Genomic DNA, 15,246 nt, shown 5'->3' with positions numbered 1-15,246 from the left:
CGAAAGATGAAATACCTCACCCCCGAACAGATGGAAAAACCGCGCAAGCGCCGCCTGCGCAAGAAACTGCGCCTGGCCGAGTTCAAGGAACTGGGCTTCAGCCTGGAAGTGAACTACAGCGGCGACCTGGACGAAGTGCTGGACCAGTGGATCGCCTTCGTCGAATCCCAGGGCTGGCTGTTCGTCGGCGGCGCCACCGAGGACGGCGAGTTCACCGGCTACCTGTGCCTGAATGCCGTCGGCAGCCTCGACGAAGCCGACCGTGAAACCGTCCGCCAGTGGCTGCAGAGCCAGACCTGGTGCACCTCCTCCGAGCTCGGCGAGCTGAGCGACTGCTGGCACGGGCTGCTCGACTGACGGAGCCCTACACATCCGGGCAATCGTGGACGGATGGAGGCCCTCGTAGGATGGGTTGAGCGAAGCGATACCCATCACCGTGACCGCATGGGTTTCGCAGGCTCAACCCATCCTACGAAAAGCACCTCGGCGCCCCTGCCCCGCGGACCTTGTCCGCGATAACCGGAACCTCCGGCGCGATTCGCGGATGAGATCCGCTCCTACGCTGCCCCACCCATACCATTCCCTGTAGGAGCGCGCCCTGCGCGCGAATCGCGGGCAGGGCCCGCCCAATCCACCGGGAGGCATGGCGTTTCCCCGGAGCGGACCTTGTCCGCGATGGCCGGAACCTCCGGCGCGATTCGCGGATGAGATCCGCTCCTACGCTGCCCCACCCACACCATTCCCTGTAGGATCGCGCCCTGCGCGCGAAATCGCGGGCAGGGCCCGCTCCTACAATCCGCCGGGAGGCATGGTGTTTCCCCGTAGCGGACCTTGTCCGCGATAGCCGGACGCCTCGGCGCGATTCGCGGATGAGATCCGCCTACACCACCCCACCCGCGCCATTCCCTGTAGGAGCGCGCCCTGCGCGCGAAATCGCGGGCAGGGCCCGCCCAATCCACCGTGAGGCATGGCATTTCCCTGTAGGAGCGGACCTTGTCCGCGATAGCCGGAACCTCCGGCGCGATTCGCGGATGAGATCCGCTCCTACGCTGCCCCACCCACGCCATTCCCCTGTAGGAGCGCGCCCTGCGCGCGAATCGCGGGCAGGGCCCGCTCCTACAATCCGCCGGGAGGCATGGTGTTTCCCCGTAGCGGACCTTGTCCGCGATAGCCGGACGCCTCGGCGCGATTCGCGGATGAGATCCGCCTACACCACCCCACCCGCGCCATTCCCTGTAGGAGCGCGCCCTGCGCGCGAATCGCGGGCAGGGCCCGCCCAATCCACCGGGAGGCATGGCGTTTCCCCGGAGCGGACCTTGTCCACGATAGCCGGAACCTCCGGCGCAATTCGCGGATGAGATCTGCTCCTACACCACCCCACCCGCGCCATTACCTGTAGGAGCGCGCCCTGCGCGCGAAATCGCGGGCAGGGCCCGCTCCAGTTCGCCGTGAGGCATGGCGCCTCCCCATAGGAGCGGACTCCGTCCGCAATCCGGCCCGCAGGGCCGGCAGCGGCTATGGTTAAGTCGACCCGTAACCGAGCGACATCATGCCCGCCCTCGCCCACCTCAAGCGCCACCCCTCCGCCATCCTGCTGTTCGTCCAGCTGCTCGGCGTGCTGCTCTACCCCTGGATGGACGACAGCACCCTGGGCCGTGCGCTGTTCGGCGCCTTCGGCCTGCTGGTGCTGGGCCTGGCGCTGCAGGTGGTCAAGCGCAGCCCGGTGCATAGCTGGGTCGCCGCGGTGCTGGCCTTGCTGGTGCTCACCCTCGGCCTGCTCGACCTCTGGCTGGCCAGCCGCATGCTGGAGCTGCTGGTGCCGGCGCTGGAGGCGGCCTTCTACTTCTATGCCGCGGCCAGCCTGATCGCGTACATGAACGCCGACCAGCGCGCCACCACCGACGAGCTGTACGCCGCCGGCGCCACCTTCACCCTGCTGGCCTGGGCCTTCGCCCACCTGTTCAGCTTCTGCCAACTGGCCGTCCCCGGCAGCTTCAGCGCCGCGCTGGACGCCGAGGCGCCGCGCACCTGGACCGAGCTGCTGTTCCTCAGTTTCACCACCCTGTCCGGGGTCGGCCTGGGCGACATATTGCCGCTGACACCCGCGGCCCGCTCGTTGGTGATGATCGAGGAATTTGCCGGCGTGATGTACCTCGCCCTGGTGGTTTCGCGGCTGATCGCCATGAGCGTCAGCCGTCGCTGAAGCCGGGCCCGCGCGACGATCGAGCGGGCATCGCCGCGCCCGTTACGCTAGGCTTTGGCATGAGGGGCGCGGTCACCGGCACGCCGCCGCCCTCGACCAACAATCGCCGGATCACCTGCAGTTCGGGGACGCCATGCTAGAGCGCGAGCGCCTTCGCAATATCCTCTGCCTGGGGCTGCCGATCATCGGCGGCATGCTCAGCCAGAGCCTGCTCAACCTGGTGGATGCCGCCATGGTGGGCCACCTGGGGGAAAAGTCCCTGGCCGGGGTGGGCATCGGCAGCTACGCCAACTTCGTCGCCATTTCCCTGGTCATGGGCCTGGGCGCCGGCGTCCAGGCGCTGGTGGCGCGGCGCCGCGGCCAGGGCTGCAACGGCGACCTGGCCGCGCCGCTGAACTGCGGGCTGCTGGTGGCCCTGGGCCTGGCCCTGCCCATCAGCCTGGCCTGCCTGCTGTTCGCCAGACCCATCGTCAGCCTGCTGTCGCCCGACCCCGAAGTGCTGGCCATCGGCGTGCCCTACTTCGAGTGGCGCACGCTCTCGGTACTGGCCGTAGGCCTGAACTTCTCCTTCCGCGGCTACTGGAACGGCACACGGCGCTCGGGCACCTACATGCGCACCCTGGTGGTCATGCACCTGGCCAACGCCGCCATCAGCTACAGCCTGATCCACGGCCTGTTCGGCCTGCCGCGCATGGGCGCGGTGGGCAGCGGCCTGGGCACCACCCTGGCGCTGTACCTGGGCTCGGCGATCTACGCCTGGATCACCTGGCGCGACGCCCGCCGGCACGGCTTCCTCGCGCGCCGCCCGAGCGAGCGGGAAATCCGCGTGATGCTGCGCCTGTCGCTGCCCAACTCGCTGCAGCAGTTCTTCTTCGCCGCCGGCATCACCCTGCTGTTCTGGATCATCGCCCAGGTCGGCACCCGCGAGCTGGCGGTGGCCCACGTGCTGATCAACCTGGCGCTGTTCCTGATCCTGCCCGGCATCGGCCTGGGCATGGCGGCCACCACCCTGGTCAGCCAGTGCATGGGCGAGCGCGACTTCGACAGCGCGCACCGCTGGGGCTGGGACGTGGTCAAGGTCGCCGCCTGCGGCCTGGCGCTGCTGGGCACGCCGTTCTGGATGTTCCCCGAGGCGATCCTGCGGCTGTTCGTCAGCGACCCGGCGCTGATCGAGCTGGGCCGCGTGCCGCTGATGTTCACCGGCCTGGGCATGGTCATCGACGCCACCGCCCTGGTGCTGACCCAGGCGCTGCTCGGCGCCGGTGCCACGCGCACGGTGATGGCCGTCAGCCTGGGCAACCAGTGGCTGTTCTTCCTGCCCCTGGCCTACCTGGTCGGCCCGGTGCTGGGCGGCGGCCTGCTGGCGATCTGGAGCATGCAGATCATCCAGCGCGGCCTGGCCTCGGCGATCTTCGCGGTGATGTGGCAGAAGCGCCAGTGGACGCAGATAGAACTCTGAGGCCAGCTATGCTTGTCCCACAGCAAAGGAGGCTTGCATGAACGACGATCCGCAGAACCGCCCGCCGAGCTTCTGGCAGATGCTGCAAAGCGTGCTGGCCGCCGCCTTCGGCGTGCAGAGCGGGAAGAACCGCGCCCGCGACTTCACCCATGGCAAGCCCAGCCACTTCATCGTCCTCGGCGTGGGCTTCACCCTGGTCTTCGTCCTGTTGCTCTACGCCCTGGTGCGCCTGGTGCTGCACCTGGCCGGCGTCTAGTCCAGCAGCGGCTGCAGGGAGAAACGGTAGGCCTTCTGCTTCGGGTGCAGGGCCAGGCTGAAGTCGCGGAAGTCCAGGCCATAGCCGGGACGCGCCAGGTTGGCGCGCAGTTTCTGCGCGCGGCGTTTGTCCAGCAGGATGAACACCGGCAACTGGCGGTCCTTGCCGCCATGGGCGGCGAAGTCCACCCCGGCGTCGTAGTCGTGCAGCAGCACCATGGCCCAGCCGCCGAGGGTGAAATGGCCGCTCATGGCCACGCTGATGCTGCCGTCGATCACCGCGCCGAGCAGCTCCGGGGAGTTGTTCAGGCCGCTGAACAGCATGTCGCGGCCCGGCACGCGCCCCGCCTCGCGGGCCGCCTTCATGGCGCCGAAAGCCATCTCGTCATTGGCCGACCACACCAGCCGCACCTGCGGGTAGCGGCGCAGCAGTTGCTGCGCCTGGCCATAGGCGCGCTGGCGGTCCCAGCCGCCATACACCACCTGCAGCAGCCGGGCCCGCGGGAAATCGGCCAGGGCCCGGCGCATGCCCTGCTCGCGCAGTTGCGCCACCGGCGCCTGGGCCAGCCCGGAGAAGGCCAGCAGGTCCAGCCCCCGCCCCGCCGCCGCGCCGGCCTGGAGCAGGCCGTGGGCCATCAGGTAGCCCGCCTCCTCCTCGTTGGCCACCAGGCTGCCGATCCAGTTGCGGTAGCGCTCGCGGCTGCCGCCGACGATGCGCTGCTGGTCGGTGGTCAGCATGTTGTTCACGGCGAACAGGCGCACCGGGGTATCGGCGAACAGGCGCAGCAGTTCCGGGCCGATGTAGCCCTCGTTGGTGAACACCAGGTAGTCGGGCAACTGGCCGTCGCGCAAAAGCTCGCGCGCCTGCTGCAGCGAGCGTTGCGGGTCGCGCTCGGCGTAGAGCACGCGCAGCGGCATGCCCAGGTCGCCGGCGGCGGCCTGCATGAAGTGGGTATAGCTGACCCAGTAGGGCTCGTTGGACCGCCCCGGGTTGAGGAACACCACCGACGCCGCCTGGCAGCCCAACGACAGCGACAGACCGACGACCAGCAACCAGGACCTGCACAGAAGACTCAAGAACCCACACCCCACCGACCGGAAGCCGGCGAAGTATAGCCATTTGCCTTCATTGTGTTCGCCCACCCCTGACCGGTGGAGCTAAATTATTGATGGCTCACCCAGAATATCGCCGTAGCCACCACCAGCAGGATGAGAATCAAGGCCGCGCGGGCGTCGATCACGCTGTCGCGGTTCTCGTTACGGGATTCTTCGCTCATGTTTCCCCCATTTGTTATTGCTGTTTTCGGTGGACCCACCAGCAGTTAAGACCAGGGCACGGGCAGCGACAAGGCGCGGCCCTTCATGAGGGCGGCGAAACCGGCTAGGCTGGGGCGGTTTCCGCGACAAGAACAAGGCACCCCATGGACAACCTCTCCCTGCAAGACCGCGCCGCGCCCGAAGGCATCTGCTACGGCTGCGGCGGCAGCAACCCCCACGGCCTGCACATCAAGAGCTACTGGCACGAGGACGGCATCCACGTGATGGCCAAGCACCTACCCGAGGCCAAGTACACCGGCTGGCCGGAGCTGGTCTACGGCGGCTTGATCGCCATGCTGGTGGACTGCCACTCGAACTGGACGGCCATGGCCTACCACTACCGCGCCGAAGGCCGCGAGCCGGGCAGCCTGCCGCGCCTGGACTGCGTCACCGGCAACCTCGGCATCAAATTCATCAAGCCCACGCCGATGGGCGTGCCGCTGACCCTGCGCGCGCACGTGGAAGGCGAGCTGGGGCGCAAGAGCCGGATCATCTGCGAGGTGTACGCCGGCGACGTGCTGACCGCCATCGGCGACTCCATTTTCGTCCGCGTCGATGCCGCTCAGCTGGGCGCCCAGGCCCACGGCCGCGAAGGCTGAGGACCCGCCGCGAGGGCCTGCGGCCAGGCGCCGCAAGCCCTGGCGCGGCGCCGGTGGGTGGAGAAGGTTCCCACGGATGCCGCGCTTATATCAGAAAGTTCTCGCCATATACTCAAACTTCACTTTTACGCATATTCCCTAACTGGTATCTTGCCCGCCACTCCGCGTGGAGCGCGTTGCCGTGCGCGCTCGGAAGCGTAGTACGCCCGAGCGCTATAGCCTGACAGCAGGATTTTTCATGTACGTATACGACGAATACGATCAGAGGATCGTAGAGGATCGCGTCAAGCAGTTCCGCGATCAGACCCGCCGCTACCTGGCGGGCGAACTGACCGGCGAGGAATTCCGCCCGCTGCGTCTGCAGAACGGCCTGTACATCCAGCGCTATGCGCCGATGCTGCGTATCGCCGTGCCCTATGGCCTGCTCGCCTCCCGGCAGCTGCGCAAGCTGGCGCAGATCGCCCGCGACTACGACAAGGGCTACGCCCACATCAGCACCCGGCAGAACGTGCAGTTCAACTGGCCGGCGCTGGAAGACGTGCCGGACATCCTCGCCGAGCTGGCCACCGTGCAGATGCACTCGATCCAGACCAGCGGCAACTGCATCCGCAACACCACCACCGACCAGTTCGCCGGCATCGCCCGCGACGAGCTGGTGGACCCGCGCCCCTGGTGCGAGATCATCCGCCAGTGGTCGACCTTCCACCCCGAGTTCGCCCACCTGCCGCGCAAGTTCAAGATCGCCGTCAACGGCGCCGCGAGCGACCGCGCCGCCATCGAGGTGCACGACATCGGCCTGGAAGCGGTGAAGAACGAGGCCGGCGAGCTGGGCTTCCGCGTGCTGGTCGGCGGCGGCCTGGGCCGTACCCCGATCGTCGGCAGCTTCATCAACGAATTCCTGCCCTGGAAGCACCTGCTGTCGTACCTGGACGCCATCCTGCGCGTGTACAACCGCTATGGCCGCCGCGACAACAAGTTCAAGGCGCGCATCAAGATCCTGGTCAAGGCGCTGACCCCGGAAGTCTTCGCCGAGAAGGTCAACGCCGAATGGGCGCACCTCAAGGACGGCCCCAGCACCCTGACCGAGGCGGAAGTGCAGCGCGTTTCCGCGTTCTTCGTCGACCCGGCCTACAAGGCCCTGGAAGACCAGGACGCCGCCCTCGCCGCCCTGGACGCCGAGCACCCCGGCTTCGCCCGCTGGCGCGAGCGCAACACCTTCGCCCACAAGAAGCCCGGCTACGTCGCCGTGACCCTGTCGCTCAAGCCCACCGGCACCGCCCCGGGCGACGTGACCGACAAGCAGCTGGACGCCATCGCCGAGCTGGCCGACCGCTACAGCTTCGGCGAAGTGCGCAACAGCCATAACCAGAACATCATCCTCGCCGACGTCGAGCAGGCGCAGCTGTTCACCCTCTGGGGCGAACTGCGCGAGCTGGGCTTCGCCAGCCCCAACGTGGGCCTGCTGACCGACATCATCTGCTGCCCGGGCGGCGACTTCTGCTCCCTGGCCAACGCCAAGTCGATCCCGGTGGCCGAAGCCATCCAGCGCCGCTTCGACGACCTCGACTACCTGTTCGACATCGGCGACATCGACCTCAACATCTCCGGCTGCATGAACGCCTGCGGCCACCACCACGTGGGCCACATCGGCATCCTCGGGGTGGACAAGAAGGGCGAGGAGTTCTACCAGGTGTCCCTCGGCGGCAGCGCCGGCCGCGAAGCCAGCCTGGCGCAGATCCTCGGCCCGTCCTTCGCCCAGGACCAGATGGCCGACGTGATCGAGAAGCTGATCAAGGTCTACGTCGAACGGCGCACCGAAGAGGAACGCTTCCTCGATACCTACCGCCGCATCGGCATCGACCCCTTCAAGGAGCGCGTATATGCAGCGAATCATTAAGCACCGCGAAGTGGTCGACGACCGCTGGCACCTGCTGCCCAAGGACGCCACCCTGGAGAGCGTGCCCAACAGCGACGACGTGATCATCCCGCTGGCCCTGTGGCTGGAACACGGCCCGGCCCTGCGCGGCCGCGACGGCGGCCTGGGCGTGTGGCTGGACTCCGACGAGGAGCCCGAAGCCATCGCCGGGGACCTGGACAAGTTCCAGGTGATCGCGGTGAACTTCCCGGCCTTCACCGACGGCCGCGGCTTCAGCACCGCACGCCTGCTGCGCGAGCGCTACGGCTACAAGGGCGAGGTGCGCGCCATCGGCGACGTGCTGCGCGACCAGCTGTTCTACATGCAGAGCTGCGGTTTCGATGCCTACGCCATTCGCGCGGACCGCGATCCATATGATGCGCTGGCCAGCCTGGACGACTTCAGCGAGGTCTACCAGACCTCGGTGACCCAGCCGCAGCCGCTGTTCCGCCGCCGGCAGTTGGCCTGACCTGAAAAGCCCCGCCCTGGCGGGGCTTTTTCGTTGGGTCGGCGTCACGCTTCTCTTCCCCATCGTCGTTCCCACGAACGTGGGACGCGGCTCCATCGCGAACAGCGCTTGTGCTGGCCCGAAGGGGGATAACCCAGCTGCCTTGGCTTGGGTGTTTCTGCGCCGCTCCGAGTTTGCCCGGCCTTCTTGTTTCGCCCCCTCGGGCGAGTCCCTTTTGTCAATCGCCACAAAAGTAACCAAAAAGGCTTGCCCCGCCATACGGGCCCGATGGAGCCGGGCTACCCTCACGAACTCCCCCGCCACGGAGGCCCGCCCCGAGGGTACGTCCCTGTAGCCCATCGGGGCTCTCGCGACATCCATGTCGCATGACCTCCTGAGCGCCGGTTTCGCTCGGCCTTCTGAAGGGGCGTTTCGGAGTGCGCGGAGGTTTCTCTGGAAGTCCGAATCGCGGACAAAGTCCGCTCCTACAGTTACAGGGAAGCACGGGCGTAGGAGCGGACCTTGTCCGCGATTGGACTCAACGCCCCCGCCGGACACCCCGGACGCACGGCTTTTCGTAGGATGGCGTTGAGCGAAGCGATACCCATCACCACGGCAGCATGGGTATCGCAAGCTCAACCCATCCTACGAAGAGCTCCTCGGCGCAAGGAGCGGACTTTGTCCGCGATTGGACTCACCGGCCACGTCGCACACCCCGGAGGCACGGCCAACGGCGCATAACCACGAACGGTCATCCGCCCTACGCCCTGACGCTCTCCCAGGCAATCTGCGCCAGCAGGTCCCGGCAATCCGCCAGTTCCACCCGCGTCCGCCCGGCCAGCCAGTTGCGCACGTAATCGTGGGTGGGGCCTATCACCACCGAGTTGAACAGCTCGAAGGGCATTTCGCGGAAAGCGCCGGCCTGGCGGTGCACCGCCAGCAGTTCGGCGATGCGCCGGCCCTGCTGGCGGTTGGCTTCGCGCAGTTGCTCGCCCATCTCCCCCGCCTCCACCCGGCCGCGGTTGTGCAGGATGAAGCGGGCCCAGTCCGGGTGCGTCACCACCCAGTCGATGTAGCAGGTGACGAACAGCTTGACCGTGGCCTCGGCGCCCATGCCCTCGCGCAGCCCGGCGTCGAGCAGGGCCGCGTACTGGCCGATGCCTTCCAGGTAGAGCGCGCCGATGATCCGCTCGCGGTTGCCGAAGTGGTGGTACAGGCTGCCGATGCTGGCGCCGGAGCGGTCGCGGATCATCTCGATGGTGGTGGCGTCCACCCCGGATTCGCTGAAACAGGCCAGCGCGGCCTGGAGGATGTCGTCTTTGCGGGAAGCTCGGCCCATGGGGTTCCTTGTGCGGATCGATTCTAGAATATTTTTCTAGAATTAATTTCTAGCCTTCGTATACTGCCCTGACGCGCAGCCATCCTTCAACCCGAATCCACGCAACCTAACCGGCCAGCCCCAGGAGCATGCAGCATGACCACCCCGCAGCCCCGCGAGATCGACAACGGCCATGGCCAGCGCCTGGCCAGCCACTGGTACCGGCCGCCGGGCGAGATGCTCGGCGCCGCCCTGATCGTCCCGGCCATGGGCGTCGAGCAGCGCTTCTACGGCGCCTTCGCCAACTGGCTGGCCGAGCGCGGCTATCTGGTCGTGACCTTCGATTACCAGGGCATGGGCCAGTCGCGCAGCGGCCCACTACGTGAAGTAAAGGCCAACGTCGTCGACTGGGGCCGCCACGACTGCAGCGCCGTGCTCGCAGCGGTGGCCGAGGCCGCGCAGGACAAGCCGCTGTACTGGATCGGCCACAGCCTGGGCGGGCAGATCCTGCCCTTCGTCGACGGCCGCGCGCGCATCACCCGGGCCTTCAGCATCGCCAGCGGCAGCGGCTACTGGCGCGACAACACCGCCGGCCTGCGCGGCCGCGCCTGGCTGCTCTGGCACTTCATCGCGCCGACCGTCACGCCGCTGCTGGGCTACTTCCCGGGCCGCCGCCTGGGCATCGTCGGCGACCTGCCGCGCGGGGTGATCAAGCAATGGCGGCGCTGGTGCCTGCACCCGCAGTACGCCCTGGGCGAAGGTGAGCAGATGCGCATCCGCTATTCGGCGGTGCACACGCCCATCGTGTCGCTGTCATTCACCGACGACGAGATGATGTCCCAGCGCAGCACCGAAGCCCTGCTCGGCTTCTACCGCAGCGCGCCCAAGGTGAGCCGGCGCATCGCCCCGGAACAGCTGGGCGTGAAACGCATCGGCCACTTCGGGTTCTTCCGCGAGCAGTTCGCCGACACGCTGTGGGAGGGCTACCTGCTGCCGGAGCTGGGCTGAACGCCCGGCCCCGGCGCGGGTATCAGTCGAGGTTCACCAGCAGCCGGCCGACCAGCTTGCCGGCGAGGATCTGGTGGATGGCGGTGGGCAGGTCGTCGAGGCGGATTTCGCGCACCAGCTCCTCCAGGCGCGGCAGCTTCCACTGCAGCGAGAGCTTGTCCCACATGGACGCCTTGACCACCAGCGGCAGCTCCACCGAGTCCACGCCCAGCAGGTTCACCCCGCGCAGGATGAACGGCAGCACCGTGGCCTTGAACGCGGCGCCGGCGGTCAGCCCGCAGCAGGCCACGCTGCCGCCGTACTGCAGCGACTTGACCACGTTGAACAGGATGTCGCCGCCGACCGTGTCCACGGCGCCGGCCCACTGCTCCTTGAGCAGCGGCTTGTCGACACCATCGGCGACGGTGGCGCGGTCGATGATCTGCCGCGCGCCCAGGCCGTTGAGGAACTCGGCCTGCTCCAGCTTGCCGGTGGAGGCCGCCACGCTGTAGCCAAGCTGGGCCAGCAGCATCACCGCGATGCTGCCGACGCCGCCGCTGGCGCCGGTGACCAGCACCGGGCCGGAGGCCGGGGTCACGCCGGCCCGCTCCAGCTTGTCGACGCACAGCGCCGCGGTCAGGCCGGCGGTGCCGAGGATCATCGCCTCGCGCAGGCTCAGGCCCTGCGGGCGCTTGATCACCCAGGCGGCCGGCACGCGGATGTACTGGCCGAAGCCGCCCGGGGTGTTCATCCCCAGGTCGTAGCCGGTGACTATCACCTCGTCGCCGGCGACGAACTCGCCCACCGAGGATTCCTCCACCACCCCGGCGGCGTCGATGCCGGGGGTGTGCGGGTACTTGCGGGTCACGCCACGGTTGCCGCTGGCCGACAACGCATCCTTGTAGTTCAGCGACGAATACCGCACCCGGATCAGCACCTCGCCGGCCGGCAGCTGGCTGGTGTCGCGCTCGACCACCTGCTGCTCGTAGATGCCATGCGGGGACTCGGTAACCCAGAGGGCCTTGAATGCACTCATCACGCTCTCCTTCTGCAAAGCCTGCCGCGTGGGCGCCCCTGCGCCCGCGCCGGAATCATTGCCAGTAACGGCTGCGCCCCAGGCGCTCCCACCAGCTCAGCAGCACGCGGTCGATCACCGTGCTGGCGCCCACGCCCAGGCGTTCCTGGACGCTCTTCTTCTGCACGTACTGCAAGTGGTAGACGTCCGCCTCGCGGGCGCGTTCGGCCAGGTACTCGTCGCTGGTCTTCAGCTCGTCCACCAGCTTGCGCCCCAGCGCCGCCTGGCCCAGCCAGACCTCGCCGGTGGCGATTTCCTCGATGGCAAGCTTCGGCCGGTAGTGGGCGACGAAGCCCTTGAACAGCTCGTGGGTGGACTCCAGGTCCTCCTGGAACTTCTCGCGGCCCTTGTCGGTGTTCTCGCCGAACACCGTCAGGGTGCGCTTGTACTCGCCGGCGGTGAGCACCTCGAAATCGATGTCATGCTTCTTCAGCAGGCGGTGCACGTTGGGCAGCTGCGCCACCACGCCGATGGAACCGAGGATGGCGAAGGGCGCGGACAGGATGCGCTCGCCGATGCAGGCCATCATGTAGCCGCCGCTGGCGGCGATCTTGTCGACGCACACGGTCAGCGGCACGCCGGCCTGGCGGATGCGCGCCAGTTGCGAGGCGGCCAGGCCGTAGCTGTGGACCATGCCGCCGCCGCTCTCCAGGCGCAGCACCACTTCGTCCTTGGGCGTGGCCAGGCTGAGCAGCGCGGTGATCTCGTTGCGCAGGTGCTCGGTGGCCGAGGCCTTGATGTCGCCATCGAAGTCCAGCACGTAGACGCGGCTCTTCTGCGCGCCGGCCTTCTTCGCCTGCTTGGCGGCCTTGTGCTCGGACTTGCGCAGGGCCTTGAGCTTGTCCTTGTCGAGCACGCTGCCCTGCAGGCGCTCACGCAGGTCCTTGTAGAAGTCGTTGAGCTTGCGCACTTCCAGATGGCCCGAGCTGCGCCGCCCGCGGCCGCGCAGGGCGGCGACCACCACCAGCACCACCAGCACCGCCACCAGCACGGTGAAGGTCCTGGCCAGGAAACCCGCGTAATCCAGAAGAAACTCCACACTTCCCCCTATCAACCTGTGCCCCGCCCGCCGACCGGGCCGGGGAATCCCGCAAGCATACCCAGCCCGCCGGGCCGCAGCCAGCGCTGGCGAACGCCTTCATCAGCGTTGGGAATAGCATTCAAACAAGCGTATGTTTTTTCGTTGACAGCCCAGGGCCTTCCTCATACCCTCGCCGGAACTTTCCCCCAGCCGAGGTCCGTGCGTGGGCAGCATCTATCTGATTCGACATGGCCAGGCTTCGTTCGGCGCCGACGACTACGACGTGCTCTCGGCGACCGGCGTGCGCCAGGCCCAGGTCCTGGGCGAACACCTGGCCGGCCTGGGCCTGCGCCTGGACCGCTGCCTGGCCGGCGACCTGCAGCGCCAGCGCCACACCGCCAGCGAAGCCCTGGGACGCATGCGCGAAGCCGGGCTCGAGGTGCCGGAGCTGGAGATCGACGCCGCCTTCAACGAGTTCGAAGCCGACGCGGTGATCCGCGCCCACCTCGACGACCTGCTGCAGCACGAGCCCCAGGCCCTGCACATCCTGCGCAACGCCGCGCAGCACCGCGGCGAGTTCCAGCGCCTGTTCTCCTACGTGATCGCCCGCTGGGTTTCCGGCGAGCACCACAAGGACGGCCTGGTCAGTTGGCAGGAATTCCTCGACACCGTGCACGACGGCCTGCAGCGCCTGCTGCGCCAGGCCAGCGGCAAGGACAACATCGCCGTGTTCACCTCCGGCGGGACCATCACCGCCGTGCTCCAGCAGATCGTCGGCATGCCGGCGATCAAGGCCTTCGAGCTGAACTGGCAGATCGTCAACACTTCGCTCAGCCGCCTGAAGTTCCGCGGCGACGAAGTGTCCCTGGCTTCCTTCAACAGTCACGTGCACCTGGAACTGTTGAGGGCGCCGGAGCTCATCACCTATAGATGAGCCCGGCCCATTGCGCCCCCGGGCGCGCGAGAAAACCTAGAAAAGGGATAGAACCATGAGCGTTGCTGACATCGTCTCCACCATGAAGAGCAAATTCAACGCTGGCGCCGCCGCCGGCCTGGACCTGGTCTTCCAGTTCAACATCGAGGACGGCGACAACCACTACCTGGTGGTCAAGGATGGCACCTGCGAAGTCGTGCAGGGCGATGCGCCGAACCCCAACGTCACCCTGATCATGGACAGCGAGACCCTCAAGGGCATCACCAGCGGCGAAACCGACGGCATGCAGGCCTTCATGGCCGGCAAGCTGCGCGCCGAAGGCGACATGATGCTGGCCATGAAGCTGGGCGAGCTGTTCCCGGTCTGACCTGGAGCGCTGCCTGCCGGCACGAGAAACCGGGGCCCCGCGGCTCCGGTTTTTTTTCGCCCGCGCCGCTCTGGCAAAGGCGTATCAGGCAGCCTGATCGGGGTCCAACACGCTCGCCAATAACGCCCTGCGGCGCTTGTGGGGGTAGCAGGCGAGCATTAGATTAGCCAATTATCTCGGGACACCATTATTGCCCTGCATGATGGATCCCGGGCGCCGCTGCCCCGGCAACTACCGACTACAAGAAAGGGATAAGCATGTCGCTGACTGACCAGTCCACCCGCATCCGCCAAGGCGAAGAGCTCGACGCCGCGGTCATCGATCCCTACCTGAAGGCCCACATTCCCGGCCTGCAGGGCGAGCCGAAGATCAGCCAGTTCCCTGGCGGCGCCTCGAACCTGACCTACCTGCTGGAATACCCCAGCCACGAGCTGGTGCTGCGCCGCCCGCCGTTCGGCCGCAAGGCCAAGTCGGCCCACGACATGGGCCGCGAGTACCGCATCCTCAACCAGCTCAACGCCGGCTTCCCGTACTGCCCGAAGGCCTACGTGCACTGCACCGACGAGTCGGTGATCGGCGCCGAGTTCTACGTGATGGAGCGCGTCAACGGCATCATCCTGCGCGCCGACCTGCCGCCGGAGCTCAAGCTCGACGCGCAGCAGGCCAACACCCTGTGCAAGAACTTCATCGACCGCTTCGTGGAACTGCACAACGTCGACTACCAGGCCTGCGGCCTGGGCGACCTGGGCAAGCCCGAGGGCTACGTGCAGCGCCAGATCGAAGGCTGGAGCGACCGCTACGAGAAGGCCCTGACCCCCGACGCGCCGAGCTGGGAAGCGGTCAAGGCCTGGCTGCGCGAGAAGATGCCGGCCGACCACCCCAAGCCGGGCATCGTGCACAACGACTACCGCTTCGACAACGTCATCCTCGACCCCAAGGACCCGATGCGCATCATCGGCGTGCTGGACTGGGAGCTGACCACCATCGGCGACCCGCTGATGGACCTGGGCAACACCCTCGCCTACTGGATCGAAGCCGACGACCCGGCGCCGGTGCAGCTCATGCGCCGCCAGCCGAGCCACCTGCCGGGCATGCTGACGCGCCAGCAGTTCGCCGACTACTACGCCGAACGCGCCGGCCTGCCGCGCATCGACAACCTCGACTTCTACTACACCTACGGCCTGTTCCGCCTGGCCGGCATCGTGCAGCAGATCTACTACCGCTACTTCCACGGCCAGACCCAGGACAAGCGCTTCGCCCAGTTCATCCACATGAACAAGCTGCTGGAGCAGATGAGCCTGCAGGTCATCGGCAAATCGCGCCTGTAACGACGATCACAACAAGGGGA

General features: G+C 67.3%; 15 protein-coding genes. 11 read left to right on the top strand and 4 right to left on the bottom strand.

The window, feature by feature from the left end:
* Positions 1-6: 6 nt before the first annotated feature.
* The 4 genes from PcP3B5_RS11255 (at position 7) to PcP3B5_RS11240 (ending at position 3,918) form a co-directional block, all read left to right on the top strand.
* Complete coding sequence (locus tag PcP3B5_RS11255; RefSeq protein ID WP_043266831.1) at positions 7-357, top strand: 50S ribosome-binding protein YggL; 351 nt, start codon at positions 7-9, stop codon at positions 355-357.
* A gap of 1,192 nt (positions 358-1,549) precedes the next feature.
* Positions 1,550-2,203 carry a potassium channel family protein gene (locus PcP3B5_RS11250; RefSeq protein WP_058072495.1) on the top strand — a complete coding sequence of 218 codons (654 nt, stop codon included), beginning with the start codon at positions 1,550-1,552 and terminating at the stop codon, positions 2,201-2,203.
* A gap of 133 nt (positions 2,204-2,336) precedes the next feature.
* Positions 2,337-3,662, top strand: coding sequence for an MATE family efflux transporter (locus tag PcP3B5_RS11245; protein WP_061561287.1), 1,326 nt, complete (start codon positions 2,337-2,339; stop codon positions 3,660-3,662).
* Positions 3,663-3,699: 37 nt separating this feature from the next.
* Entirely contained in the window at positions 3,700-3,918 is a 219-nt protein-coding gene (locus tag PcP3B5_RS11240) for a DUF2970 domain-containing protein (protein ID WP_009619245.1), read from the top strand.
* Here the strand turns inward: PcP3B5_RS11240 and PcP3B5_RS11235 are convergent.
* Entirely contained in the window at positions 3,915-4,994 is a 1,080-nt protein-coding gene (locus PcP3B5_RS11235; RefSeq protein WP_061561286.1) for an ABC transporter substrate-binding protein, read from the bottom strand. The genes PcP3B5_RS11240 and PcP3B5_RS11235 overlap by 4 nt on opposite strands.
* 344 nt (positions 4,995-5,338) lie before the next feature.
* Here PcP3B5_RS11235 and PcP3B5_RS11230 point away from each other — a divergent pair, with 344 nt between their 5' ends.
* The 3 genes from PcP3B5_RS11230 (at position 5,339) to PcP3B5_RS11220 (ending at position 8,217) form a co-directional block, all read left to right on the top strand.
* A complete protein-coding gene (locus PcP3B5_RS11230; protein ID WP_058489119.1) occupies positions 5,339-5,833 on the top strand; it encodes a PaaI family thioesterase in 495 nt (164 codons plus the stop codon).
* Positions 5,834-6,071: 238 nt separating this feature from the next.
* Positions 6,072-7,730: a nitrite/sulfite reductase gene (locus PcP3B5_RS11225; protein ID WP_009619241.1), complete on the top strand. Its 1,659-nt coding sequence runs from the start codon at positions 6,072-6,074 to the stop codon at positions 7,728-7,730.
* Positions 7,714-8,217: a DUF934 domain-containing protein gene (locus PcP3B5_RS11220; protein ID WP_009619240.1), complete on the top strand. Its 504-nt coding sequence runs from the start codon at positions 7,714-7,716 to the stop codon at positions 8,215-8,217. Before PcP3B5_RS11225 ends, PcP3B5_RS11220 begins: the two co-directional genes overlap by 17 nt.
* Positions 8,218-8,956: 739 nt before the next feature.
* Here PcP3B5_RS11220 and PcP3B5_RS11215 read toward each other — a convergent pair.
* Positions 8,957-9,535: a TetR/AcrR family transcriptional regulator gene (locus PcP3B5_RS11215; protein ID WP_061561285.1), complete on the bottom strand. Its 579-nt coding sequence runs from the start codon at positions 9,533-9,535 to the stop codon at positions 8,957-8,959.
* A gap of 135 nt (positions 9,536-9,670) precedes the next feature.
* Between PcP3B5_RS11215 and PcP3B5_RS11210 the strand changes: the two genes are divergently transcribed.
* Entirely contained in the window at positions 9,671-10,522 is an 852-nt protein-coding gene (locus PcP3B5_RS11210) for an alpha/beta hydrolase family protein (RefSeq protein ID WP_061561284.1), read from the top strand.
* A gap of 22 nt (positions 10,523-10,544) precedes the next feature.
* On the opposite strand, the gene PcP3B5_RS11205 is transcribed toward PcP3B5_RS11210, so the two are convergent.
* Both PcP3B5_RS11205 and sohB read right to left on the bottom strand, forming a co-directional pair.
* Complete coding sequence (locus PcP3B5_RS11205) at positions 10,545-11,537, bottom strand: YhdH/YhfP family quinone oxidoreductase (RefSeq protein WP_009619234.1); 993 nt, start codon at positions 11,535-11,537, stop codon at positions 10,545-10,547.
* Positions 11,538-11,592: 55 nt separating this feature from the next.
* Positions 11,593-12,615, bottom strand: a complete 1,023-nt coding sequence (gene sohB, locus PcP3B5_RS11200) for a protease SohB (RefSeq protein ID WP_009619232.1) — start codon at positions 12,613-12,615, stop codon at positions 11,593-11,595.
* 205 nt (positions 12,616-12,820) lie between these two features.
* Between sohB and PcP3B5_RS11195 the strand changes: the two genes are divergently transcribed.
* From PcP3B5_RS11195 to PcP3B5_RS11185, 3 genes are all read left to right on the top strand, one after another.
* Positions 12,821-13,531: a histidine phosphatase family protein gene (locus PcP3B5_RS11195; RefSeq protein WP_009619230.1), complete on the top strand. Its 711-nt coding sequence runs from the start codon at positions 12,821-12,823 to the stop codon at positions 13,529-13,531.
* A 55-nt stretch (positions 13,532-13,586) separates the two neighbouring features.
* Positions 13,587-13,898: an SCP2 sterol-binding domain-containing protein gene (locus tag PcP3B5_RS11190; RefSeq protein ID WP_009619228.1), complete on the top strand. Its 312-nt coding sequence runs from the start codon at positions 13,587-13,589 to the stop codon at positions 13,896-13,898.
* Positions 13,899-14,155: 257 nt separating this feature from the next.
* A complete protein-coding gene (locus tag PcP3B5_RS11185) occupies positions 14,156-15,226 on the top strand; it encodes a phosphotransferase family protein (protein WP_009619226.1) in 1,071 nt (356 codons plus the stop codon).
* Positions 15,227-15,246: the final 20 nt, after the last annotated feature.

The organism is Pseudomonas citronellolis, from assembly GCF_001586155.1.
GTDB classification, from domain to species: Bacteria; Pseudomonadota; Gammaproteobacteria; order Pseudomonadales; family Pseudomonadaceae; genus Pseudomonas; species Pseudomonas citronellolis.
Note: the sequence above shows the minus strand (reverse complement) of the source record. Positions and strands in the feature narration are given on the sequence as shown.